Below are 22,554 nucleotides of genomic sequence, written 5' to 3'. Positions count from 1 at the left end.
TCAGTCAAGTAAACGAATTGTTGACTCTTACGAATTGTAATGCTATTTATAATGGATAGGGACTTTCGTTTCTATATAAAATAGTGCAGGAGGTGTTCAAGCATGGCAAAACAATGCGCCTGTGGAAAGACCCAAAATGCGCAAGGCAATTGCGACGGGTCCCACAACAACAAGTAAGGAAATCGGCTGGACAGTTATGGCCCAGGCAAAAAGCCCTTCTCAAACGTTCGCGTCCGGGAAGGGCTTTTCCATTTACAAAGAGAGTTGTCTGTTCAAATTGGCCATTTCAATCGCCGCAGCTGCCGCCTCCCAGCCTTTGTTGCCCGCTTTCGTGCCTGCGCGCTCGATCGCTTGCTCGATGTTGTCTGTGGTCAGCACCCCGAAAATCGTCGGTACGCCCGTTGCCAGCGAAATCGACGCCACGCCTTTCGCGCATTCGTTGCAGACGTAGTCAAAGTGAGGCGTAGACCCGCGAATGACCGCCCCGAGGGTCACAACCGCATCATACTTTCCGGATTCCGCCATTTTTCTGGCGATCAGCGGGATTTCGAATGCCCCCGGCACCCATGCCAGCGACACATCTTCATCGGCAACACCGTGCCGCTTCAGCGCGTCGAGCGCCCCGCCTACAAGCTTGCTTACAATCAACTCATTGAAGCGGCCTGCGACAATCGCGACGCGCAAGCCGGTTCCGACTAAATGTCCCTCAAACACTTTCATTGTCGATTACTCCTTTATCAGACTGAGCAGATGGCCCAGTTTGTCATGTTTGGTTTGCAAATATTTTTCGTTATGGCGATGCGTCGGCATCTGGATCGGGACGCGCTCCACCACTTCCAGACCGTAGCCGCTCATCCCGCGTATTTTCCGTGGATTGTTCGTCAGCAAGCGGATTTTGCATGCTTGCAAATCTTTGAGGATTTGCGCGCCGATGCCGTAATCGCGCAGATCGGCCGGATAGCCCAGCTTTTCATTCGCTTCCACCGTATCCAGACCTTCCTCCTGCAGCTTGTATGCGCGCAGCTTGTTGATCAGGCCGATGCCTCGTCCCTCCTGGCGCATGTACAACAGCACGCCTTTTCCCGCTTCCTCAATCTGTCTGAGCGCAGCATGCAGCTGCGGGCCGCAATCGCAGCGATGCGAGCCGAACACATCGCCAGTCAGGCATTCGGAATGAACGCGGACCAATACCGGCTCATCGGGGGAAATGTCCCCTTTGATCAGTGCGACATGCTCCTTGTCATCCACCAGATTGGAGTACGCGACGATGCGGAAATCACCGTAAGCCGTCGGCAGCTGCGCTTCCGCTTCCCGCTTCACCAAGCAATCCTTGGCGGTTCGGTAGCGAATCAGCTCTTCGATCGAAATCAGCTTCAGGTCAAAACGCTTGGCGATTTCGGTCAGCTGCGGCAAACGCGCCATCGTTCCGTCCTCATTCATGATTTCGCAAATCACGCCAGCCGGATAGCTCCCCGCCAGCACAGCCAGATCGACAGCCGCTTCGGTATGGCCGGAACGGCGCAGGACGCCGCCTTTTTTCGCGATGAGCGGAAACATATGGCCCGGCCTGCGAAAAGCTTCCGCCCCTTTCGTCTCATCGATCAGCGCGAGCGCAGTCTTCGAGCGTTCCTGTGCGGAAATGCCGGTATGCGTCGTGATTTCGTCGACGGAAACGGTGAACGCCGTTCCCTGCTTGTCCGTATTCACGTCCACCATCGTTTTCAGCTGCAAGGCTTGCGCGCGCTCTTCCGTAATCGGCACGCAAACCAAACCTCTGCCGTGTGTCACCATGAAGTTGATCATTTCAGGCGTCGCCGCTTCCGCCAAGCAAACGAAATCGCCCTCATTCTCGCGGTCTTCATCATCCACGACGATAATGGCTTTCCCCATGCGCAAATCTTGCAATGCTTCTTCTATCGAATGGAACATGCTGTTCCTCCTTTTCCACTCCTTTTTGCCGATCCTCTCCCGATGGGTCAGAAGCCGTGTTCACGCAAAAATTCAGCCGTCAGCCCCGTGCTTTTGCCCTGCCCGGGCTTTTCGGCGCGCACGCCCAGCAGCCGCTCGACATACTTGCCAATCAGATCGCATTCGAGGTTGACCTCATCGCCTGCCTGTTTCTGCCTCAGGCATGTCATTTCCAACGTATGCGGAATAATCGATACGCAAAAATCTTGGTCGTTCACCTCGGTAATCGTCAAGCTGATGCCGTCGATCGTGACCGAACCGCGCGGAATCATGTAGCGCAGCAAATCGTCGGATGCTTCGACGCGAAAGAGCACCGCGTTGGCATTTTGCGAACGGCTGACAATCCGGCCGGTGCCATCCACATGACCCGAAACGAGATGCCCGCCGAGCCTGCTGCCAACCGCGAGCGCGCGCTCCAGATTAACCGGTGAGCCTGTCCCCAGCGCACCCAAATTGGTATGTTTGAGCGTTTCCGGCATCACGTCCACCGTAAAGCGTGTCTCTTGAAATGAGGTTACCGTCAGGCAGACGCCATTGACCGCGATGCTGTCGCCCAAGCGAACGTCCGCAAGCACAGTCTGGGCCCGAATCGTCAGCGTGCTTGCCCGGGAGCCGCCGGCGACCCGCTCGATGCTGCCCACTTCCTCGATTATTCCGGTAAACATACCGCACACCTCACTCGCACTTCTTGTTTATTGTTCCACGTCCCACCGTGGATAGCCGCTGATCCGCAAATCGTGGCGATCCACCTGCCGGACCTCGATGTCATCGAGCCAAACCGCTTCATGCATGTAGGCGATCCCGCTGCCGCCAAACGGAACAGGTGCGGCCGCTCCGCCCACGAGCTTGCATGCCAGATAGCTGATCAGCTTCTGGATCGCCCGCGCGTCAAAAAAGGCGCCGTTCACCCCGCTCCCTCCCTCCACCAGGAGCGAAGTGATGCCTGCTTGCCCGAGCGTATCGAGCAGCATGCCGATTTCGATCACCTGCGCGTCAAGCACGAATACCTGCGCGCCCAACCGCTTGATCGCTTCCACCTTTTCCTGTGGAGCGCGCCTTGTCGTAAACACCCATGTCGGCGCCTTGCCGTCCGTTACGACCCGCGCGCTTGGCGGCATCCGAAGCGTGCTGTCCAATATCACTCGAACCGGTTGGCGCGTAGTTTCATACAAGCGGGCCGTCAGTTCCGGATCATCCGCGATCACCGTATTGATGCCCACCAGTATGGCATCGTGCCGATGCCGCAGCTGATGCACCTCCCGCCGTGCCGCCTCCCCCGTGATCCATTGGCTGTGGCCTGTTTTGGCGGCGATTTTGCCATCCAGCGACATCGCCGTTTTGACGGTCACAAACGGACGTCCCGTGCTGATGTAATGGAAGAACACCTCGTTTAGCGTGCAGGCTTCCTTTTCCAGCACCCCGACCGTCACCTCGATGCCAGCTTCCTTCAGCTTGTTCACACCTCGTCCTGCCACCAACGGGTTCGGGTCGAGCGTGGCGATGACGGCACGAGAAATGCCTGTCGCCACGATGGCATCTGCGCACGGCGGTGTTCGCCCATGATGGCTGCACGGCTCCAGCGTCACATAGATCGTGGCACCAGCGGCTTTTTCCCCTGCCATCCGCAGCGCATGAACCTCTGCATGGGGTTCGCCTGCCTTCAAATGGGCGCCCATCCCGACGATCTCACCGTTTTTCACTACAACGCTGCCCACCATCGGATTAGGGCTGGTTTGTCCTGCTGCGCCTTTTGCCATGTCCAGCGCCAGGCGCATGAAGACTTCGTCTTGCATGTAACTCCCCTTCCATCCTGCTTAACCTGTCAGTTGCAAAAAAAGAATGCCCCAGCTTCTTGTAGAAGAAACCAGGGCATAGGGAAATAAGCGTTCACTCGCAGGTTTTTTGAAAAAAAGACCCTGCTTGTAAACGCTCTGCAACCTTCTTCCATCCGGACTGTAACCGTCGGCCTTGGATTTTCACCAAGTCAGTCCCCGCTCTAAGGCGTACGGGGAGTCGCGGGCTCGGGCATTCGCATGCCATCACCGCCGGTCAGGAATTTCACCCTGCCCTGAAGGTTAGTATTGGATTGAGACGAGTATAGCATAATTGGGCGTGGACTAGAAACCTTTTGATGTTTTTGCTACCATGGAGGTGTTGGTGGAGGTTCGGGGATTTTCGAAAAAGGCTCCATGAAAGCGGTGACAATGCCTGCTGGGGGTCGGGGAGAACGGCGAAAGCAAAAAAATGAGAACTGCGCCCCAAAGCCACACGCTGCGCGGCGGGTGTATCTCAATGAAGTAGATGTGGCGCAAAAGCGTTCTCATTTTTTTCCTTCCGCCTGGTGGGCATTGTCAAAGCTTTCATTCCGCCTTTTTCGAAAATCCCTGAGCTGCCAACTTTCTAAAAAGATTTCATGCAATACAAAAAATATATTTAGATACAGGTGGCTAGACGTATGGATATCGGCTCGACCATTCGCGCGATTCGCAAGCGCAAAGGCATTACCATCGCACAGCTGTGTGAAGGGACCGGGTTGTCCAAAGGCTTCATGAGTCATGTGGAAAACAACAAGACGTCTCCTTCGATCGCGACGTTGGAAAGCATCGCTAACTTTCTCAATGTTCCGCTTCCGTATTTGCTTCTGGCAAAAGAGGAGCGGATGAATATTGTCCGCAAAAATGAGCGGACCTTCAGCACCTATGGAAAAGATCGAATTACGGTTGAACATTTGAGCACGGAAGGCGGGCTGCGGCTCAGCCTGATCGAAATTCCTGTCGGCTACCCCCGCGAAAACGATATGAGCGTGCACCCGGGGGAGGAATGCCACTTTGTCCTGAAAGGAAAAGTGTTGGCACAACAAGGCGAGGATGAAGCGGTGCTGGAAGAAGGCGATACGTTTTCCTGGCAATCCTGCGTCCCGCACATCGTCAAAAATCTCGGCGATACGCCCGCGGTCCTGTTGATCGCAAGCTATTCCGAGGACCGGAAGCGCACATTATAGACGCGTCTGCTTGCAAAACGAAAAAGGCATTGGCACCCATTCGTTCGTGGTGTGCCATGCCTTTTTTCTTTTCGCACGGATGCTTTCCCTACATGCAGCCGAACAATGGCGTCTGGTATTCGTGCTCGCGTTCAAACACTGTCGGCTGCTGTTGCTTGAGCACCGCTGCCAGCCATCTGCGCGTGTGATGAATCAATTGGTTGACGCCGTCGATTGACGAAAACGTATGGTCCGCCCCGAAAATAATCTCCTTGTCGCTTCTGCCCCGCTTGCGTAGCTTGAACGCGCTGTGGTACAGGAAGCTGTATTTCGCCGGGATCGCTTCATCATTCGTGCCGTGAACCAGCAGCACGTCGCCTGTATAGTTTTGCACTTCTTCAAGCGGCTTGTAGCCAGCGAGCGAACGGAAGAAGCGGTTGGTCAACGCAAATCCTTCGTGGTCGATATACGGCAGGTAAAAGGAATTGCTGTACTCCGTCTCGCCAACAATGCGCACGATGTCTTGGAACGGATGTCCGACTGCGGCCCACATCACCAGTTTGTGGATACGCGTGTCGCGAATGGCCGACAGCAGCGCGACGGCCCCGCCCAGACTGTGTCCGACCAGGATGACCCGGTTCGGATCGATTCCTTCCAGTCCGAATGCGAAATCAAGCACATGCTGCGTCTGCTCCAGCAGATGATCAAAACCGCCGGTTCCATAGTCGCCTTCACTCTCGCCGCAACCGGCATAGTCGAACCGGAGCACGTTGAAGCCATCTTTGGCAAATTCGCGGGCTGCTTTGACGAACAGGCGATTCACACCTGTTTTGCTGCCCACAAAGCCATGGCAGATGATAATCAACGGACGCTTTCCTTTGTCATTTTCTTCGTTTGTATGATAAATCGCGGCAAGTTTCGTTTCGCCAGCAGGAATGGTGATTGTTTTTTCCATCGTGATCGTTACCTCCAACATCTTGGAATCTCGTATCGGTCTGTTTTTTTATATTGTAATCTATATTATTCCTACCTGTAAACTATGAATTAGGTTTTATGGTGGAAATTCGGGGATTTTCGAAAAAAGGCTCCACGGAAGCGGGTTACAATGCCTGCTGGGGGTCGGGGAGTGGTAGGCATTGTAAAAGCTTCCGTTCCGCCTTTTTCCGAAAATCCCTGAGCTTCCTCAATAATTGATAAAAGCAAAAAAAGAAAGCCCCATCCATTCCGGAGCTTTCTTTTGCTTTCAATCAACTTCATTATGATTGCTTTTTACCAAACAAACGGTCTACCGGTCCTTTTACGCCTGCGATGATGAAATACACAACCGCTGCCAGCAGTGCCAGGTCGAGTTCGTAACCAGGTCCTTGGTCGCCGCCGAGCAAGCCGTTTGCCAGCTTGACCTTGAAGATCGCGCCGATCATCACGATCGCGAGCAGGATAGACACGTAGCGCACGCCCAATCCGATAATCAAGGCAGCGCCGCCGAGCAATTCAATGAATGCTACCGTGTAGCCGAGGAAACCAGGCAGCCCCATGCTGCCGAACCATCCTGCCACGTTGTCCAGCCCCATCTGCAGTTTTGCCAAGCCGTGCACGAAGAAAATAATCCCCAGTACGACATGCAGTACGGTGTTTGCTACTTGCTGCTTGTTCATTTTGTCAAAATCTCCTCTCCATTTTATTTCTTATAGAAATAATTGTTTTCTATTTGACAAAAACATCGTAGCATCACGAGGACAAGCGGTCAATTGTAAATTATTTGGATTGCACATTTGCATCGGTTGAAAGCTGCAAGGAGCCGTTTGTTTCTTCCGCCAAAATCTGTTCCAGCATACGTATGAATCGTGCAGCAGCAGGGGATGCTTGCTCCCCTTTTCTCATACAGAGCGTAATCGGCCGTTCCATGCTCACTCCCTCGACGCAGACGCGCGCTGCCTTGCCAGCAGCAATCGGCTCGCGGGCTGCCAGCGACGGGACGAGCATGGCCCCGTAGCCGGCGATTACCGCCTGCAGTCCTTCATGAATTCCCTGGAACATCAGCCCTGCCTGCGGAGGTTCCACCCGATGGGTCGCGCAAAGCGACAGCAGCATGTTGCGGGTAGAGCTTCCCTGCTCGCGGAACAGAAACGGTTCGCGCATCAGCCGCTCAATCGTTGTACAGCTGCCTGCCAGCTCATGGTCAGCTGGCACGATAAACCACAGCTCATCCCAACCGATCACACGACGCTCGATCCCCGCTTCTTCCCATCCGCCCGCCATCAGGGCGAGTTCAACATCTCCGCGCAGCAGCTGGTCGAAAACCAGCCGGGAATTGCCCGTATGCATCTCAATCTCTACACGCGGATGCTCCTTCTTGAACCGTGCCACCCAACCCGGGACCAAATAGTTGGCCGGAAACAGTGTCGCGCCGATGCGCAGCCTCCCTTGTTCCCCCTCTTGCAAATCCGCGATCAGCTGCTCGATCTCCCGCTCCTGCGCAAACAAGCGCATCGCTTGCGCATACAGCAATTCGCCATTGGCAGTCAGCTTGATCCCGCGGCCATCCGGTTCAACCAGGCGAAGCCTGGTCTCTTGCTCCAGCTTGCGCAATTGCGCCGTGATCGCCGGCTGGCTGATCAACAGTTGTTCCGCCGCTTTTGTCACGCTTCCCAGTTTGCCCACTTCAGCAAAAATTCGTAACGCATGCAAATTCATCCCCAACACCCATTCATCAATAAAATTTATGAATTGCACATTTCTTTCTATTTTAATTTTCGTCCGAACGAGCGTACAGTGAGAAACAAATCGTAGAAAAAAGAGGGGCGTTTTCCGCTATGATCGAACGACCAAATCCGGTTCGAGCCATCGCCGTCATCACGGCGTTTTGCCTCATGGGCGATTCCATGCTGTATGTCCTGTTGCCATTCTATTGGCAGGATGCCGGGCTTCATTCCTTGTTTGAGGCGGGGATTCTTCTGTCGATCAATCGTCTGATTCGCTTGCCGCTCGCCCCCTTCGTCGGCCGGCTGCTGCAAAAAATCCCGCTCAGGCTGGCATTGCTTTTCGCGGTTGCGCTCGCTGCCTGCACAACCGTCGCCTATGGGTATGCCAACGGCTTTTGGACATGGTTCGTTTTGCGTGCGCTGTGGGGCTTTACATGGTCCATGCTGCGGCTAGGTGCCCTGTATGCCATCGCGGATGCCTCACGCCCCGATGAGCACGGCAAAAACATGGGCACCTACAACGGCCTTTACCGGCTCGGCAGCCTGGCAGGGATGCTCTTTGGCGGGCTTCTTGCGCAGGCATGCGGCTTTACTGCCACGTCGCTTTTATTTGGGGCACTGGCAGCGCTCTCGCTGCTGTTGCTGCCAGCCGCAGGCATCACAACCGAGTCGGACAAACATACATTTTTCAGTACGCCCGGCCAGCAGGGTCATACCGACACACGCTTGGCTGCCCGCGCCTATGCCTCGCCACAGCTCTTGCTGATTCTCGGTTCCGGCGCCGTGATCGCCATGCTGTTTCAAGGGATTTTCACCTCGACGCTGAGCCATGTCGTCGATACCCATTTTCATGACGGGCTGCGGTTTGGCCCGCACTTGCTCGGCGCCGTCACCTTGGCTGGCTTCCTCTCGGCGATTCGGTGGGGATGGGAGCCGTTTCTCGCTCCGTTTGTCGGAAGAACGTCAGACCGGCTGAAACAAAGCGACGTGCTCCTCATGCTGATCCTCCTTGCAGCAGCCCCGCTGTTCGCACTCGTCCCCGTCCCGCTTCCAGCGGTTTTGTGGCTTGGGTTGATCGTCGCCGTTCAGCTGTCTGCGACTGCCTTGACCACGCTGTGCGACGCTGCTGCCACGCGCACTTCCACTGGCATGCCTGGTGGAAAAGCGTTTTTGACACGGTATTCGATCCTGCAGGATGTAGGCGCCGCACTCGGACCGCTGCTGGGGTATCTTGTTTTGACGGACTGGCTCTATCTGGGGAGTGCGGTCATGCTGCTTTGTCTCGGCATCTGCTGGTATGCCGTGACCCGCAAAGCAACTGGGATAACCTGCGGCATCGACCGATAGATATAACGTCGAAAGGCCGCTCCCCCGATGGGCAGCGGCTTTCTACTTGGATGATCATATGGACTGGGCAAGACGAAAGCCAAGGTCATCGATGCGAAAGGTAGGATGGCTGCGGCGGCGGCATGAAGCCCAACATCCCCTGGCCTCTTCCGCCCAGCTGCCTCCTCGGAAAATGCGGTAGGATCCGTACACTTGTTCATCGTAAAGATCCCAGCACCTCTCCCATACATTCCCGAGCGTATCATACAGCCCCCACGGATTCGGTTAATTTTGCCCTACTTCATGGATCTGACCACCGGAGTTTTCCTGATACCAGCCGATCTTGTCCAGCTCTCCGTATCGATAGCCAGCGGTCCCCTGCTTTGCAGGCATATTGCCACTCCGCTTTCGTGGGAAGGCGGAAGCCGTAAATCTACTTCTCCCGCTGGGATGGTTATCATTGGATAGTCAAATTTGTCCGTTACTGGATTTGCCAATACATCGTCCTCCTGCTGTTTTTTTACAAATCCTACCTTATTCCATATCAAATGCTTACAATCATTGCGTGTTTTCCATCGTACTGATCAGCTTTAGTTTATTGGAAGCTTCAGTTAGCTTTCTGATTTGTGCGAGATTATCGCACTTCACGTCAGCGCTTGACTCGCTGTACATGCATTTCATTGTCAAAGTATCCGGTTACATTTCCATGTCGAGATTTGTTAAAAAATGGTGACAGATGGTTAGAAAATTTGTATTATTTTTTACATATAATTATTTAAGGAGCCACAAATGAACGTAAGAAAGCATATCATAGTGCGGGATAAAAAAGATAATTTAAGGGAGCGGTTACCTGTTCCATTGTCGTATAAGGGAAACGTGGGGATAGCGTATGTTAACATCTCTGGTTTACCTCGGTACTTTTATGCTCACAGTGGTTATGATAGTGGTTCAAGTGGTGACCCTGTTCTTAGACGGTTATCCCATTTAAGAACAAAACGGAAATTCCGTACCCTAAGTCTCCCCAATAAAAATGAACCAAGAGATCAAGCATATGACAGGAAAGTTGATACTGAAGCAAAAATTCTTGAAGATATTGCATGGAGAATCGATTATAAACGATTAACCCGTGGTATTATAGTATTATATACAGAACGAAAACCTTGCGATAGTTGCCATAGTGTAATTAATCAGTTTCGGGCAAGATTCCCACGAATTCAAATTTCAGTATATTACGGATGAGAGGAGTGTTAATCATGAAATATCCTACAATACCACAATTGATTACTTTTATTCGAAGAGACTTTGGAGAGTTCCAAGAAGGCGGTCTTAATGCAAAACAAGCACTTTCCAGGGTCAGATACGAATATGAATATTTAGCTGACAAAAGTATTGAGTTCAAGGTAACCATACTCAAATGCCTTTACGAGATGGGTTTAGAAAATGGGTTTGAATATACAACCGTGCTAAATGAACTTAAAACGTTGCATAAAAAAGGCACGATTGATGGAATTACAAATAAACCGGAAATGAAGAAGGAAGCGGTAAAAAAATTCGATTTGGAGGATAAACATCACTTATCGACTTTTGCAACAATCGGGTAATACCTGATTGATTTTTTACTGTTACAGATAGCGCGGGGAACCGTATTACAAGCAACGAAAAAATGGTTCAACTAATGGGTATCGACAATTGAAGAGGAACCACAGCGGTAGTCTAGACGTTATGTTCCTATAAAGGATACTGTTGATCCTTATAATTGATCAGTCTACATCATTTTTTCAACGATCATTTCGCTGGTTTTTCCGGATCGCTTGACCGTGAATAGCAAAGGCTGCCGTAAGTTGACCGGCAGCCTTTGCTTGCGTACGCTTCATGTTGCGAATCTCGCCTACGATTCTCGGTTCCTCTCTTTAGGAATTCCACGAACAATTTGTTCGAGAGCTTCCTCCGCCTTGGCGAACGTCAAACCCGCGAGCGCGCAGTCCTTCCTCTTTCTCCGGATTGCGGACACTTACGGCCAATTGACTCGCCGTAATCGATTTCAAGAGTGCTTCTTCCACTTTCATTCCCAGTTTTCCTGTAGCACCGGTAACCAACATTTTCATTTTCCATGCCCCCCAATTTGACATAGCATCTCGTTGTAACACAAATAGTTACAACTTGTGTAAAAAAGAGAGCTCGCGTTAGGTGCTTGCTGCCTGTATCTTTATGGAATTGCTGTTGTTGTAACCATCATCGTTACGTGCAATACATTTTATCAAGACTCGATTTTCTACTGCAAACCGATTGCATATCGTCAACCGGTTCCCTCCGCTAAAACAAAAACCCGGCACTCCCCTATCGCTCCAGGAGATAACCAGGTTCTTCATTCTTTCTGCTATCAAACACAGCAAGCTGTGCCCGCCATTCATCAATACTGCGTGGAATATCACAATCCGTCATCTGCTCTTTCCATCGATCCGGCAGCGCCTGCCATAGAGCTACCATCTGCGGCACCCCGAGCTGCAGCGCCTTCAACTCTTCCGCCGAGACCAACACCTCATGCGGCTCACCTTGCATGACCAGCCGTCCGTTTTCCATCACGAATACCCAGTCCGCCCAGCTCCAGGCCAGCTCGAGGTCGTGCGTCGCCATCAAAATGGCGGTGCCTGCCTGATGAATTTGTTCGAGTTCTTCGATCAGGCGCCGTGTCTGTGACGGGTCGAGGTAGGCGGTCGGCTCGTCGAGCAGCAGCAGCTGCGGGGAGAGCACCATGACGCCGGCCAGCGAGACGCGTTTTTTTTGCCCAAGGCTCAGCTGATGCAGCGGTCGGTCCGCAAGCTCGGTCAGCTGAAACCGCTCAAGCGCCGCCTGCACCTTTTCCTTCACTTCATAATCCGGCAGCCCTTGATTGCACAAGCCGTACGATATGTCCTCGGCGACCGTCCCGGCGACCAGCTGTTGCTCCGGGTCTTGCAACACCAGTCCCACGTCCCGGCGCAATGCCAGGAGCGAACGTCGGTCATAGGCTACGGGTTTTCCCCGCCAAAAAACCGTCCCCGCGTCCGGCCGGCATAAGCCGTTCGCCGCAAGGAACAGCGTCGATTTGCCACAGCCGTTGCGGCCGAGCAGCACGCTTTTTTTGCCTGCCGGAACCGAGAGCGTCAAATCGCGGATCGCCGGCTCTTTTGCCCCCGGATACGTATAATGCAGACCTGTCGCTTGCAGCAGCGTTGTCGTTGTCATAAATAGCCCCCCATCCATAGTTCCATCCCTGCCAGCAATACGACTCCCAGCACGGCCTCCGCTTCATGGCGGACCGACCGTTCGTACTGCGTCAATGACAGGACGTGCAACTCTCCCTGAAACCCGCGCGCCGCAAGCCCGATGGACAGCTGCCGGTAACGCTGCATGGTGCGGACGAACAGCATTCGCACGAGCATGCCAGCATCTTTCAGTCCGGCACGGATGCCGCTGTAGCCGCCCCGCGCCTGCTGCCCCACATACAGCTGTGCCGCCGCTTCCCAAATCACGAAAACAAACCGGTACATGACCATCAAAAGCTCGCAGATGAGCGTCGGGACGCGCAATCGTTTGAGTACCAGCATCATTTCCGCAAACGGGACCGTCAGCAGGATGAACGACAGGCAGGCAAACGAAGCGATCGAGCGCGAGAAGAGAATGACGGCTTTTTCCAGACCGGCCTTGCTCAAATAAACGGCCCATGCTGAAACGTGGATTGCATAAAGCGAATTCGCGGGAAGATGGCTCGCAGCCGTGATTTCGACCAGAAGGGCTGGCAAGCTCGCAAAGAGAAACAAGGATGCGACCGCTACCATCTTCGCATAAAACGAAAACGGGATGTTGGCATAGGCCACGATCCACAAGCTGATCCAGGCTGTGATCGACCATTGAACAAGCGGTTGTCCTGCCAGCACCAGCACAAGCAGCACACAGGCGAACAGCACTTTTTGTCCAGGTGGCAGGTGTCTCAGCCGATTGCCATACGCCAGCGTGTCAATTTGCATGCTCACATGCGTTTCTCCTCGACGGCGGCCTGCTTGCGGGAACGGCCCCGGTACAACCCGACCGCATAGCCGACGATTCCTGCGCCGATCGCGGCTTGCACGGCAAACAGCAAGCTTTCTGTTTCGCCGCCCGGCGGTTCAATCAGCGGCTGGAACCATGGCTCATAGTTCGGATTGATTTCCTGGATGGCCTCTTCCGCCTTGCCGTCAGCCCCGCCAAATTCGGAGTTTTTGACAAAAAGCAACGGAAGCACAACCAATGCGACCACGAAGAAGAACAAAAGGAGATTCATTTTTGCCATTTTCATCGCTTATCCCTCCTGTTTGACCAGTTTCAGCTGCTTTAACTCATGCGCATTGTACGCTTTCAGGAAGTTCCAGACGATAACGGTCAGAAGCCCTTCGCTGATCGCCAGCGGCACTTGTGTGACTGCAAAAATACCAGCGAATTTCAAAAAGGACGCCATGACTCCACCTGTTTCTGCTGGGAACGCCAATGCCAGTTGGATCGAGGTCACGACATAGGTAGCCAGGTCAGCCAGCGCCGCAGCCAAAAAGATGCCCAAGCGCTCGCCGCCGCCCAAGCGCGTGTTCAAGCGGAAAATTCCATACGCCACAAACGGTCCGACGACTGCCATGGAAACCGCGTTTGCTCCGAGCGTGGTCAAACCGCCATGCGCCAGGAGAAGCGCCTGGAATAACAGGACAAAGCTGCCCAAAACCGTCATGGCGGTCGGGCCGAACAGCACCGCTCCAAGTCCCGTTCCGGTTGGATGGGAGCTGCTTCCTGTCACCGACGGCATCTTTAATGCGGAAAGGACAAACGTGAATGCGCCCGACAAACCGAGCAACAGCTTAAGCTCCGGATTTTCCTTGACGATCTTGCTGATCGACCGCAATCCATACAGGAAAAATGGCAAAAAGACAACCCACCAAAAAATCGCCCAGCCTGCCGGCAAAAACCCTTCCATGATGTGCATGGCGTAGCCGGTTTCCGGTACGTTCAGCGTGAAATACAGCGTAAATGCCGCAACGAGCAGCCCTGTTGCCATCAGCCGATTTTTGTTCATACCTTCACTCCCCCAGTTTCTTTGACATTGAGCAGTTGGTACACCTTCTCCATGTCCATATGCTCCGCGACATGGCGCGCCAGCCCTTCGTACGCTTCCTCCCGCCGGTCCGCTTCCGTCAGCACGCTGCCAGCCAGCGGGTCGAGTCCTTTTTTCACACGCAGCCGATTGCAAAGCTCCCGTGTAAACGAACGGTTGTGGAACAAGCCGTGCAAATACGTGCCGAATACTTGCCCATCCGCCGACACCGCCCCATCCAAACGGCCATCCGCCAATTGCAGGAACGGTTGTGCAGGCCCAGTCATGGTGGAGATACCGAGATGGATTTCGTAGCCTTTCAGTTCGCTTGCATCTTCCCATGCAGCTATCAATCTGCCAGTCATCTGCACCGTTTTCTTTTCCGCCTGAAACACGGTATCGATCGGCAAAAAGCCCAAGCCAGCCGCCTCCGATTGACCATTTTCCACGCCATCCGGATCAAACAGCCGTTCACCCAGCATCTGATAACCGCCGCATATCCCGATGATTTGCGTCCCTTTTGCATGCAGCGAGCGGATCGGTTGTTCAAACCCGGCACCGCGCAACCAATTGAGATCATCGAGCGTGTTTTTGGTGCCCGGGATGATCAGAAGGTCAGGCGTGCCCAGCTCGCCTGCGTGCCGCACATAGCGGACACCGGCTTCCGGCTCGTCGAACAGCGGGTCGAAGTCGGTAAAGTTGGATATGCGCGGCAAACGCAAAATTGCGATGTCGATGGAAAACTCGTCGGAACGCGGCCGCTTGAAGCGCAGCGAGGCGAGCGCAAGCGAATCCTCCGCATCGATCCCGACGTCGAAATAAGGAAGGACCGCCAGCACCGGAATGCCGGTCTCCTGCTCCAGCCAAGCGATGCCATCGTCCAAGAGTTCGCGGCGCCCGCGAAATTTGTTGATCACAAAGCCTTTGATCCGCTTGCGCTCTTCTTCCGTCAAAAGCGCCAGCGTGCCGATGATGCTCGCAAACACGCCGCCGCGCTCGATGTCAGCCACCAAAATGACCGCCGCATCAGCCAGCTCGGCGATCCGCATGTTGGCGATATCCCGGTCGCGCAAATTGATCTCCGCAGGGCTGCCCGCTCCCTCGATCACCAGCACATCGTACTCGGCTGCCAGCCGTTCGTACGATTCACGAACAAACGGCATCGCTTGCCGCACGTAGCTTGCCCGATAGTCGCTGGCATCGAGATCGGCAAAACGCTTGCCATGGACGATCATCTCCGCCACCATATCCTGCTTCGGTTTGAGCAAAATCGGGTTCATATCGGTCGTCGGCTCAATCCGCGCCGCTTCCGCCTGCACGCCCTGCGCCCGGCCGATCTCTCCGCCCGACTTGGTGACATAGGAATTGAGCGCCATGTTTTGCGACTTGAACGGTGCCACCTTGAAGCCTTGATTGGCAAAAATGCGGCATAGCGCTGTTGCCAGCATGCTTTTTCCCGCGTCGGATGACGTTCCTTGCACCATGATGGCGCGAGCTTTCATTGCCGGATCCTCCTTTCCGCTAAAATTCCAGCCCTTTGACCGCACCGATGCCTTCCTCGTAGTAATGCTTGGTCGGCTCGATCGTCGAGATCAAATCGGCCAGCGCCAATAGCTCTTCGGTTGCGCTGCGCCCCGTCACCACCAGATGCATGTGTGCCGGACGATTGCGGATCGCCTCGACCACTTCAGCGAGCGGCAGCACATCATCGATGGGAAATTTGGAGATGGCGAGCGCATTGTTCAGCTCATCGAGCACCAAAAGGTCGAGTGTCGGATCAGCCAGCGCCCCCTTGGCGATTTGCCAGGCGCGCTGCAATGCCGCGCGATGCTCTTCCGGCGTTTTCGTCCAGGTGAAGCCGATGCCCAATTGCTCCATCTCCACGCCCAGCCGCTTTAGCGCCAGCGCCTCTCCATAAGTGCGCTCCGGCGATTTGATGAACTGCAAAATCCGCACGTTCATCCCCCGTCCGATCGCCCGCAAGGTTACGCCGAGCGAAGCGGTCGTCTTCCCTTTGCCATCTCCGGTGTAAACCAGAAACAACCCTCTTCTGCCTGCTTTCCCTTCGCTTGCGCTCATACCGTCGCACGCTCCTCTCGCGTCCGTTTCCATTCGCGGCAATGGGTGAGCCAGCGCTGGACCATTCCGGGATTGGAGGCAAAATGCAAATGCGTATAGCCTGCCAGCACGTTGCCTTGTGCAAAGCCTTCTTTTTTTCGTCCTCGCAGCCCGCTCACCTCATAGGCATGGTCGCGTGCCAGCTCATGCACCAGCGACGAGTAATGGAACTCGTGGCCGCGTGCCGTCTCTCCAGCCGCAAGCAAAATGCTGTCGGTCAGCGCAACCGCCTCGCGATAGCCAAGCGCCGCGAGCTTCGTCTGCATTTTGACCTCGTTTTTGACGATGCCGAGCATTTCATGGCGATTGCCCGCGCGATCGTGGATCGCCTCGCACAAAAACATGTAGCCGCCGCATTCCGCGAACGTTGGCAAACCGCCTTCGATCATCGATTTCAGCGCGTGCCGGACGTCTGCTTGCGCCTCCAGCCGTGCGGCGAACTCCTCGGGAAACCCGCCGCCGATGTACAGGCCGTCGGCATCGGCCGGAGGCAATTCGCCTGCGAGCGGGCTGAAAAAGTGCAGCTTGGCGCCGTGCGCTTCCAACAGTTCAAAATTTTCCTGGTAGTAAAAATGAAAGGCCGAGTCGCGCGCAACCGCAATTGTCACCGGTTCTTGGCTCGCATTTTCGCGTTTTTTAAACAAGAGCGGTTCCGGTTTGTCAAAGGAAGCATGCTGGTCGGTCAAGGCCAGAAGCTGGTCCAGATCGACCGTCGCCGCGACTTTTTCCGCCAGCAAGTCAAGCCAAGGCTGCAATTCGCCCCGCTCAACCGCTGGCACCAGGCCGAGATGCCGCTCCGGTGCCGTAATCGCCGGATCATGCGGCAAATAACCGATAACCGGCACGCCGCACTCTTGCTCGATCGCGGTTTTCACTAGTTGAAAATGGTTGGCGCTCCCTGCACGGTTGGCGATCACCCCGGCGATGTTGACAGCTGGTTCGAGCAGCTGGAAGCCTTTGACGATCGCAGCCGCACTGCGTGCCATCGCCTTGATGTCGACGACCAGAATAACCGGCGCATCCAGCAGCATCCCGATCTCTGCGGTGCTGCCACGGTTGCTTTTCGGGTCTTTGCCGTCGTAGAAGCCCATCACGCCCTCGATCAGGCTGATGTCCGCTCCCTCGCTCGCCCGCCAAAAAATCTCCTTCATCGATGTCGGTTCCATCATCCACGTATCAAGGTTGCGTGAAATCCGTCCCGTCGCGGCGGTGTGAAACGTCGGATCGATGTAATCCGGACCAACCTTGAAGCCTTGCACCGTCATGCCGCGCTTGGCCAGCGCCGCCATCAGTCCGACGGTCAGCGTCGTTTTTCCCGCACCGCTGCTGGTGCCGCCCAGCACGATGCGGGGTCGTGTCGCAGCCATCCTCATCATGTCCCCTCCCCTTGCCAGATTGCGAGCGAGATCGTTACATTGCCCGATTTTTTCTTCGTCAATAGCGGCTTGTCGGCCTGTGCCGCACGCAAGGCAGCAGGCTCGCTCACCCCGTAAGCGCCGGTGAAGCGGAACACCGTATCCGATTTTTCGCTCATCGGCATTTCATTCAGCTCGTCAGGCGTATAGGTGGCCAGCGGCCAGCCGTATTTTTCACACACGGCCAACAGACCTTCCTCATCCGCCTTGATGTTGATCGTCGCCAGCGTGCGGACGCTTTTGATCGAGAGGTTTTGTTCCAGCAAGGTTTGCGTAATGACCGATTCGATCTCGGCTGCGGACGTGCCGCGGTTGCAGCCGATGCCGATGACGATTGTTTTCGGGCGGTACACGACGCCGTTGCCAAGGAACCGCTCCGTCTCCTCCGGCGTGAGCAAGCGGTGCGTCACGACCAGCGCCGCCTGGAACGTCGCATTCCAGGCTGCCGCGAATGAATCGTAGCGTTTGATGTGCGCCGGGATCGGCTTGTCGGGATACTGCCACCAGTTGCGCTCCCCGACCTCCTGAATCACAGCGATTTCTTCCTCATTGACCACGCTGGCGCTGACCGGCGTCGCTTTTTCAAACGAGTCCAGCTCCCAACCGAAAGAACGGCCGAACAGATCGACGGGAATCGTTTGCTGCACATCCGAAGCTGTGGTGATCACCGGATTGGCGCCGATCAGGCGGGCAACCTCGCGGGTCAGTTCGTTCGCCCCGCCGAGATGGCCGGAAAGCACGCTGATCGCATGGTCCCCGCGATCGTCGATGACGACAACGGCCGGATCGACTTTTTTATCTTTCAAAACCGGAGCGATCATCCGCACGACGGCACCGAGCGAGATGAAGACGATCAGCCCTGTATATTCGCGGAAAAAGTCAGGAAACAAAAGGCGCACCGAGCCTTCGAAGGTGCGGATTCCCTTTTCTTCCTCATCTCCCTGCGTAAATTTGCTCATGTAGTACAAGTCGCTGCCAGGCAGATCGCGCAGCAGCTTGCGTGCCATCTCGACGCCATGCTTGGTGATAGAGATGATCGCGTACGGTTTCTTGTGCGGGTTGGCGACGATGCTCACGACTGCTTCACTCCCTTGCGAAAACGGTGGGTGAACTCCTTGTCATAAAGCTTCGATCGGTGCTCCGATGTGTCATGGAGGGTCGGATCAAGCGCCCATCCTGCCAAAATCATCGCGTGGTTGCGGATGCCGTTGGCTGCCATGTCGGCGTCGAGCGATTTCAAGGTCGTGCGCACGATTTTTTCATCCGGCCAGGACGCACGCTGCACCACCGCAACAGGTGTATCCTCGCTCCATCCTGCGGACAAAAGTTCGTTTACCACCTTTTTGGTCAAGGTCGCGCTCAAATACAAGGCGATGGTTGCATGATGGCTCGCCAGATCGGCCAGCTTTTCCCGCTCCGGCACAGGCGTCCGTCCTTCCGCCCGGGTCAAAATCAGCGTCTGGGTCAATTCGGGCACGGTCAGCTCGGCCTGCAAGGCAGCCGCTGCCGCAAACACCGAGCTAACGCCCGGGATGATCGTGAACGCGACTTTTGCCTGCTTCAGCAGCACCATTTGCTCCAAAATCGCGCCATACACCGATGGATCGCCCGTATGTACGCGCGCGACGCTTTTGCCAGCCTGCACGCGGTCGACCATGATCGCCACCATTTCGTCGAGCGCCATGCCGGCGCTTTTCAACACCTCGGCGTCCGGGCGAGCGCGCGCGATCAGCTCGTCATTGACCAGCGAGTCGGTGTAGATGACGACATCGGCATTTTGCAAAATGCGCAAGCCTTTGACGGTGATCAAATCCGGGTCGCCCGGCCCAGCCCCGACGATATAGACTTGCGGCAGCAGCTTTTCCATCAGGCTGCGCCCCCTTTGCGCACGACCATCAAGGTCAAGTATTCCAGCTCCTGGCCTTTCAACCGTCGCACATCGCGCCAAATCGACTCTTCGCCGGACGTGACCTTGGTGACGACGGACGCCGCATCGACAAGCTCCAGCTCATGGAGCAGCTCGAGCACCATATCGAGCACCTTCGCCACTTTGAGGATAATCACCGTGTCATTGGCTTCGAGCACTTGACGCATCGCCTCCCGGTCATCGGTGGCAGGCACAATCGCCACCTGCTCGTCGCCGTCTGCCAGCGGCACGCCCAATTGCGCCGCAGCGCCGAGCACCGAGGAGATGCCTGGCACCGTCACGATCGGCACCTCGGGATGAAGCGCGTTCATCTGGCGTGCCATATGGATAAACGTGCTATACAGATTCGGGTCGCCCTCGGTGACGAACACGACGTTTTTGCCCGCTGCCAGCTTGGCGTACACTTGCTCGACCGTTTTCGTCCATTGCTTGTTCAGGACGGACGCGTCTTTTGTCATCGGAAAAATCAAGCCGAGCATCTCTTTGCCAAGACCGTTCGTATACTGCTCGACGATGGACAGCGCATAGCTTTTCGCCCCGGACCGCTTGCTCGGATACGCGATCACATCCGCCTCTTTCATCAGGCGGAACGCCTTCACCGTAATCAGCTCGGGATCTCCAGGCCCAATTCCTACTCCGTATAACGTACCTGTTGCACTCATGCTAGGTCGCCCTCTCTTTCCGCCTCCACCGGAATTTTTCCGGTTATCACATAAACGGGGTTCAGCCCCTCTAGTCTCGTCAAATGCAAAATCGGCTTGCTGCGCGAAACTTGCAGCATCGTCACCGATGTCGCAAAGCCCGCTTCCTTCAATGCCTGCATCGCCTCATACAAATTCTCGATCGTGACCGCATTCAGCACGAATCGGCCGTTCGGACGCAGCCGCTCGCGACACAGCTGGATCAGCTCAGCCAGCTCGCCGCCGCTTCCGCCGACAAACACGGCGTCCGGGTCCGGAAATTGCTCCAATCCTTGCGGCGCCTTGGCGTGAACGAACGTGATGTCCGTGCGGAACTTTTTGGCATTAGCGATCGCGTTTTCCAGATCGGGTTCGTTTTTTTCCACGGCAAACACGTGGCCGTTGCGGGCAATTCGCGCCGCTTCAATCGCCACCGAGCCTGTCGCCGTGCCGATGTCCCAGACGATGCTGTCCGGCTTCAAATTCATTTCCGCCAGGCTGACCACGCGCACTTCTTTTTTCGTGATCAGTCCTTTGTCCGGCTTGCGCTGCTGAAACTGGTCGTCCTCGATGCCAAGCCCCCAGTGCGGCGGATTGGCCCCTGCGCGCTGGCGCAAAATCAGCACGTTGAGCGGGTCGCACTCGGTCCGGGCCAAATCCGCGAGCGAAAACCAGCGGCAGCGCTCATCCGGATTGCCCAGTTTCTCGGCGACAAACGCTTCATACTCATCCATGCCATAATCGAGCAAGTATTGCGCCACGCGTGCCGGCGTGTTTTCCTTGTCGGTCAAAAGCGCAACTTTGGCCTTGCCATCCAGCCGTTGGGCAAGCCCGGTGATCGCTCTGCCGTGCACGCTGTCGATATGCGCGTCCTGGCTGCTTTCCTTCATGCGTGAAAACGCAAGCTGCACGCTGCTGAAATGCGGGATGATCCGCACTGCGTCCGCTCCCAGCTTTTTCGCCAGGAGGCCGCCGATTCCGTAAAACAGCGGGTCGCCGGATGCCAGCACAACGACGCGCAGCCCGGCTTCCTGCTGCTTGCGAATCTCTTCAATCGCCGACAGCACGCCCGTTTTCAGCGGCATTCTTTCAGCGCGGACGTCAGGGAAAAACGAAAGATGCCGCTCCCCGCCTACCAACACATCCGCCGCAGCGATGCTTTCCACCGCCTGCGGAAACAGCCCTGCCGCTCCGTCATCCCCGATCCCGATCACTGTCACCACAGTCATTTCCATCGTACATCGCCCTCCCCAAAATCGCGCCCTGCATGGTTGTCAGGATCGTCTCAATCTCGATTTCTCCGCCGACATGGCGGTGTACCTCGCGGCTGCAGCAGGCGGCGAGCAAGTCAAAAAACTGCGGCAAGCCCGCTGCCGTCATCAGCTCGCCAGCATGTGTCGCGGTATTCGCCTGGCGGACCTGCTCTTGCAGCGCTTCATCCGCACCCGCATCGGCCGCGACCGCCGCGAGGAAGTTGAAGTCGACCGGGGCGCTTTTGGAATGAACCATCATCACGCCTTGCGCGACTTTTGACAGCTTCCCCATCATGCCGACCACCGACAGGCGGCGGAAGCCTTGCTTTTTGCCATGAAACGCGCTGAACCCGACGAAATCGCCCATTTGGATGAACGCCTCCTCGGGCCACTCCGGGTACAGCTCAATCGCTGTCTTTTCCGACCGTCCGCCCGTTGTTAAGGCGAGTGCCTGGCATCCCGACGCTTTCGCCACCTTGATCGCCTGCACGACGGACGCTTTATACGCTGCCGTGGAGAATGGCACGACAATGCCGCGCGTACCTAGAATGGAAATGCCGCCTACGATGCCCAGACGCTCGTTCAGCGTCTTTTTGGCAATTTCCTCGCCCTGCGGCACAGAGATTGTCACTTTCACGCCACGGTCCATCAGCTCAAACTGGTTCAGCACTTCCTGCACGGTTGTGCGCAGCATTTTGCGCGGGACGGGGTTGATGGCAGGCTCACCGACCGGAACGGCCAAGCCAGGCTTTGTCACCCGTCCAACGCCAACCCCGCCGTCGAGCACGATGCCCGCTTCCTCCTGCCATTCCACCCGCGCCAAAATCAGCGCGCCGTGCGTGGCATCCGGATCGTCTCCGCCATCCTTGATCACGCCGGATTCGACCCAATTGTCGCCGGCCTCCTGACTGACGATCGCAAACGTGACCCGCTCCCCGATCGGCAGCAAAATCTCCGCAAAGGGGACCGGCTCCCCGGTGATCAGTCGTACAAGCGATGCCTTGGCGGCCGCCGTCGCGTTCGAGCCGGTGGTGTAGCCGTGCCGGAGCGGTTTGTCGCTCTCCGCTTCCGTCGACGTTTTCGCTGCCAT

23 protein-coding genes, 2 pseudogenes and 1 riboswitch are annotated in these 22,554 nt (G+C 55.7%); of the genes and pseudogenes, 4 read left to right on the top strand and 21 right to left on the bottom strand.

Annotated features, from left to right (window positions below; genetic code table 11):
• Positions 1-252 precede the first annotated feature (252 nt).
• Genes ribH through ribD form a run of 4 tightly spaced genes read right to left on the bottom strand, consistent with a single transcriptional unit; the run spans position 253 to position 3,761 of the window.
• Complete coding sequence (gene ribH / locus ACTID9_RS06625; RefSeq protein WP_441070443.1) at positions 253-720, bottom strand: 6,7-dimethyl-8-ribityllumazine synthase; 468 nt, start codon at positions 718-720, stop codon at positions 253-255.
• A 6-nt stretch (positions 721-726) separates the two neighbouring features.
• Positions 727-1,929 (bottom strand): bifunctional 3,4-dihydroxy-2-butanone-4-phosphate synthase/GTP cyclohydrolase II, encoded by a 1,203-nt coding sequence (locus tag ACTID9_RS06620; RefSeq protein WP_441070442.1) that lies wholly within the window; start codon positions 1,927-1,929, stop codon positions 727-729.
• Between the two features lie 47 nt (positions 1,930-1,976).
• Positions 1,977-2,633: a riboflavin synthase gene (locus ACTID9_RS06615; RefSeq protein ID WP_441070441.1), complete on the bottom strand. Its 657-nt coding sequence runs from the start codon at positions 2,631-2,633 to the stop codon at positions 1,977-1,979.
• A 27-nt stretch (positions 2,634-2,660) separates the two neighbouring features.
• Positions 2,661-3,761 (bottom strand): bifunctional diaminohydroxyphosphoribosylaminopyrimidine deaminase/5-amino-6-(5-phosphoribosylamino)uracil reductase RibD, encoded by a 1,101-nt coding sequence (gene ribD / locus ACTID9_RS06610; RefSeq protein WP_441070440.1) that lies wholly within the window; start codon positions 3,759-3,761, stop codon positions 2,661-2,663.
• Between the two features lie 139 nt (positions 3,762-3,900).
• Positions 3,901-4,048: riboswitch (FMN riboswitch) on the bottom strand.
• A 375-nt stretch (positions 4,049-4,423) separates the two neighbouring features.
• Here ribD and ACTID9_RS06605 point away from each other — a divergent pair.
• A complete protein-coding gene (locus tag ACTID9_RS06605; protein ID WP_441070439.1) occupies positions 4,424-4,969 on the top strand; it encodes a helix-turn-helix domain-containing protein in 546 nt (181 codons plus the stop codon).
• A gap of 88 nt (positions 4,970-5,057) precedes the next feature.
• On the opposite strand, the gene ACTID9_RS06600 is transcribed toward ACTID9_RS06605, so the two are convergent.
• From ACTID9_RS06600 to ACTID9_RS06590, 3 genes are all read right to left on the bottom strand, one after another.
• Positions 5,058-5,924, bottom strand: a complete 867-nt coding sequence (locus ACTID9_RS06600; protein ID WP_441070438.1) for an alpha/beta hydrolase — start codon at positions 5,922-5,924, stop codon at positions 5,058-5,060.
• A 280-nt stretch (positions 5,925-6,204) separates the two neighbouring features.
• Positions 6,205-6,603 (bottom strand): DoxX family protein, encoded by a 399-nt coding sequence (locus tag ACTID9_RS06595; RefSeq protein ID WP_441070437.1) that lies wholly within the window; start codon positions 6,601-6,603, stop codon positions 6,205-6,207.
• Between the two features lie 100 nt (positions 6,604-6,703).
• Complete coding sequence (locus tag ACTID9_RS06590) at positions 6,704-7,642, bottom strand: LysR family transcriptional regulator (protein ID WP_441070436.1); 939 nt, start codon at positions 7,640-7,642, stop codon at positions 6,704-6,706.
• Between the two features lie 119 nt (positions 7,643-7,761).
• Between ACTID9_RS06590 and ACTID9_RS06585 the strand changes: the two genes are divergently transcribed.
• A complete protein-coding gene (locus ACTID9_RS06585) occupies positions 7,762-8,997 on the top strand; it encodes an MFS transporter (RefSeq protein ID WP_441070435.1) in 1,236 nt (411 codons plus the stop codon).
• 54 nt (positions 8,998-9,051) lie between these two features.
• Here ACTID9_RS06585 and ACTID9_RS06580 read toward each other — a convergent pair.
• A pseudogene (locus ACTID9_RS06580) lies at positions 9,052-9,403 on the bottom strand (formylglycine-generating enzyme family protein); the annotation flags it as partial.
• 362 nt (positions 9,404-9,765) lie between these two features.
• On the opposite strand from ACTID9_RS06580, the gene ACTID9_RS06575 reads away from it, so the two are divergent.
• Positions 9,766-10,215, top strand: coding sequence for a deaminase domain-containing protein (locus tag ACTID9_RS06575; protein ID WP_441070434.1), 450 nt, complete (start codon positions 9,766-9,768; stop codon positions 10,213-10,215).
• 14 nt (positions 10,216-10,229) lie between these two features.
• On the top strand, positions 10,230-10,577 hold the full coding sequence (locus ACTID9_RS06570) for a hypothetical protein (protein ID WP_441070433.1): 348 nt from the start codon (positions 10,230-10,232) through the stop codon (positions 10,575-10,577).
• 348 nt (positions 10,578-10,925) lie between these two features.
• Here the strand turns inward: ACTID9_RS06570 and ACTID9_RS06565 are convergent.
• From ACTID9_RS06565 to ACTID9_RS06505, 13 genes and pseudogenes are all read right to left on the bottom strand, one after another.
• A pseudogene (locus ACTID9_RS06565) lies at positions 10,926-11,081 on the bottom strand (SDR family NAD(P)-dependent oxidoreductase); the annotation flags it as partial.
• Positions 11,082-11,313: 232 nt separating this feature from the next.
• Positions 11,314-12,201: an energy-coupling factor ABC transporter ATP-binding protein gene (locus tag ACTID9_RS06560; protein WP_441070432.1), complete on the bottom strand. Its 888-nt coding sequence runs from the start codon at positions 12,199-12,201 to the stop codon at positions 11,314-11,316.
• Positions 12,198-12,983 (bottom strand): cobalt ECF transporter T component CbiQ, encoded by a 786-nt coding sequence (cbiQ, locus tag ACTID9_RS06555; protein ID WP_441072457.1) that lies wholly within the window; start codon positions 12,981-12,983, stop codon positions 12,198-12,200. The genes ACTID9_RS06560 and cbiQ overlap by 4 nt, the downstream gene beginning before the upstream one ends.
• Positions 12,984-12,985: 2 nt before the next feature.
• A complete protein-coding gene (locus ACTID9_RS06550) occupies positions 12,986-13,285 on the bottom strand; it encodes an energy-coupling factor ABC transporter substrate-binding protein (RefSeq protein ID WP_441072455.1) in 300 nt (99 codons plus the stop codon).
• A 9-nt stretch (positions 13,286-13,294) separates the two neighbouring features.
• On the bottom strand, positions 13,295-14,053 hold the full coding sequence (locus tag ACTID9_RS06545) for an energy-coupling factor ABC transporter permease (protein ID WP_441070431.1): 759 nt from the start codon (positions 14,051-14,053) through the stop codon (positions 13,295-13,297).
• The gene (locus ACTID9_RS06540) at positions 14,050-15,573 is read right to left on the bottom strand and encodes a cobyric acid synthase (protein WP_441070430.1); all 1,524 of its coding nucleotides are present in this window, start codon (positions 15,571-15,573) and stop codon (positions 14,050-14,052) included. The genes ACTID9_RS06545 and ACTID9_RS06540 overlap by 4 nt, the downstream gene beginning before the upstream one ends.
• A 19-nt stretch (positions 15,574-15,592) precedes the next feature.
• Entirely contained in the window at positions 15,593-16,150 is a 558-nt protein-coding gene (locus ACTID9_RS06535; RefSeq protein WP_441070429.1) for a cob(I)yrinic acid a,c-diamide adenosyltransferase, read from the bottom strand.
• Positions 16,147-17,562: a cobyrinate a,c-diamide synthase gene (locus tag ACTID9_RS06530; RefSeq protein ID WP_441072453.1), complete on the bottom strand. Its 1,416-nt coding sequence runs from the start codon at positions 17,560-17,562 to the stop codon at positions 16,147-16,149. Before ACTID9_RS06530 ends, ACTID9_RS06535 begins: the two co-directional genes overlap by 4 nt.
• Positions 17,562-18,611 carry a cobalt-precorrin 5A hydrolase gene (locus ACTID9_RS06525; protein ID WP_441072451.1) on the bottom strand — a complete coding sequence of 350 codons (1,050 nt, stop codon included), beginning with the start codon at positions 18,609-18,611 and terminating at the stop codon, positions 17,562-17,564. The genes ACTID9_RS06530 and ACTID9_RS06525 overlap by 1 nt, the downstream gene beginning before the upstream one ends.
• Before the next feature lie 65 nt (positions 18,612-18,676).
• The gene (cobM, locus tag ACTID9_RS06520) at positions 18,677-19,471 is read right to left on the bottom strand and encodes a precorrin-4 C(11)-methyltransferase (RefSeq protein ID WP_441070428.1); all 795 of its coding nucleotides are present in this window, start codon (positions 19,469-19,471) and stop codon (positions 18,677-18,679) included.
• A complete protein-coding gene (gene cobI / locus ACTID9_RS06515) occupies positions 19,471-20,193 on the bottom strand; it encodes a precorrin-2 C(20)-methyltransferase (protein ID WP_441070427.1) in 723 nt (240 codons plus the stop codon). Before cobI ends, cobM begins: the two co-directional genes overlap by 1 nt.
• A complete protein-coding gene (gene cbiE, locus ACTID9_RS06510) occupies positions 20,190-21,440 on the bottom strand; it encodes a precorrin-6y C5,15-methyltransferase (decarboxylating) subunit CbiE (RefSeq protein ID WP_441072449.1) in 1,251 nt (416 codons plus the stop codon). Before cbiE ends, cobI begins: the two co-directional genes overlap by 4 nt.
• Complete coding sequence (locus ACTID9_RS06505) at positions 21,406-22,554, bottom strand: cobalt-precorrin-5B (C(1))-methyltransferase (protein WP_441070426.1); 1,149 nt, start codon at positions 22,552-22,554, stop codon at positions 21,406-21,408. The genes cbiE and ACTID9_RS06505 overlap by 35 nt, the downstream gene beginning before the upstream one ends.

It is taken from the genome of Brevibacillus fluminis (assembly GCF_052072235.1).
Taxonomy (GTDB): domain Bacteria; phylum Bacillota; class Bacilli; order Brevibacillales; family Brevibacillaceae; genus Brevibacillus_D; species Brevibacillus_D fluminis_A.
Note: the sequence above shows the minus strand (reverse complement) of the source record. Positions and strands in the feature narration are given on the sequence as shown.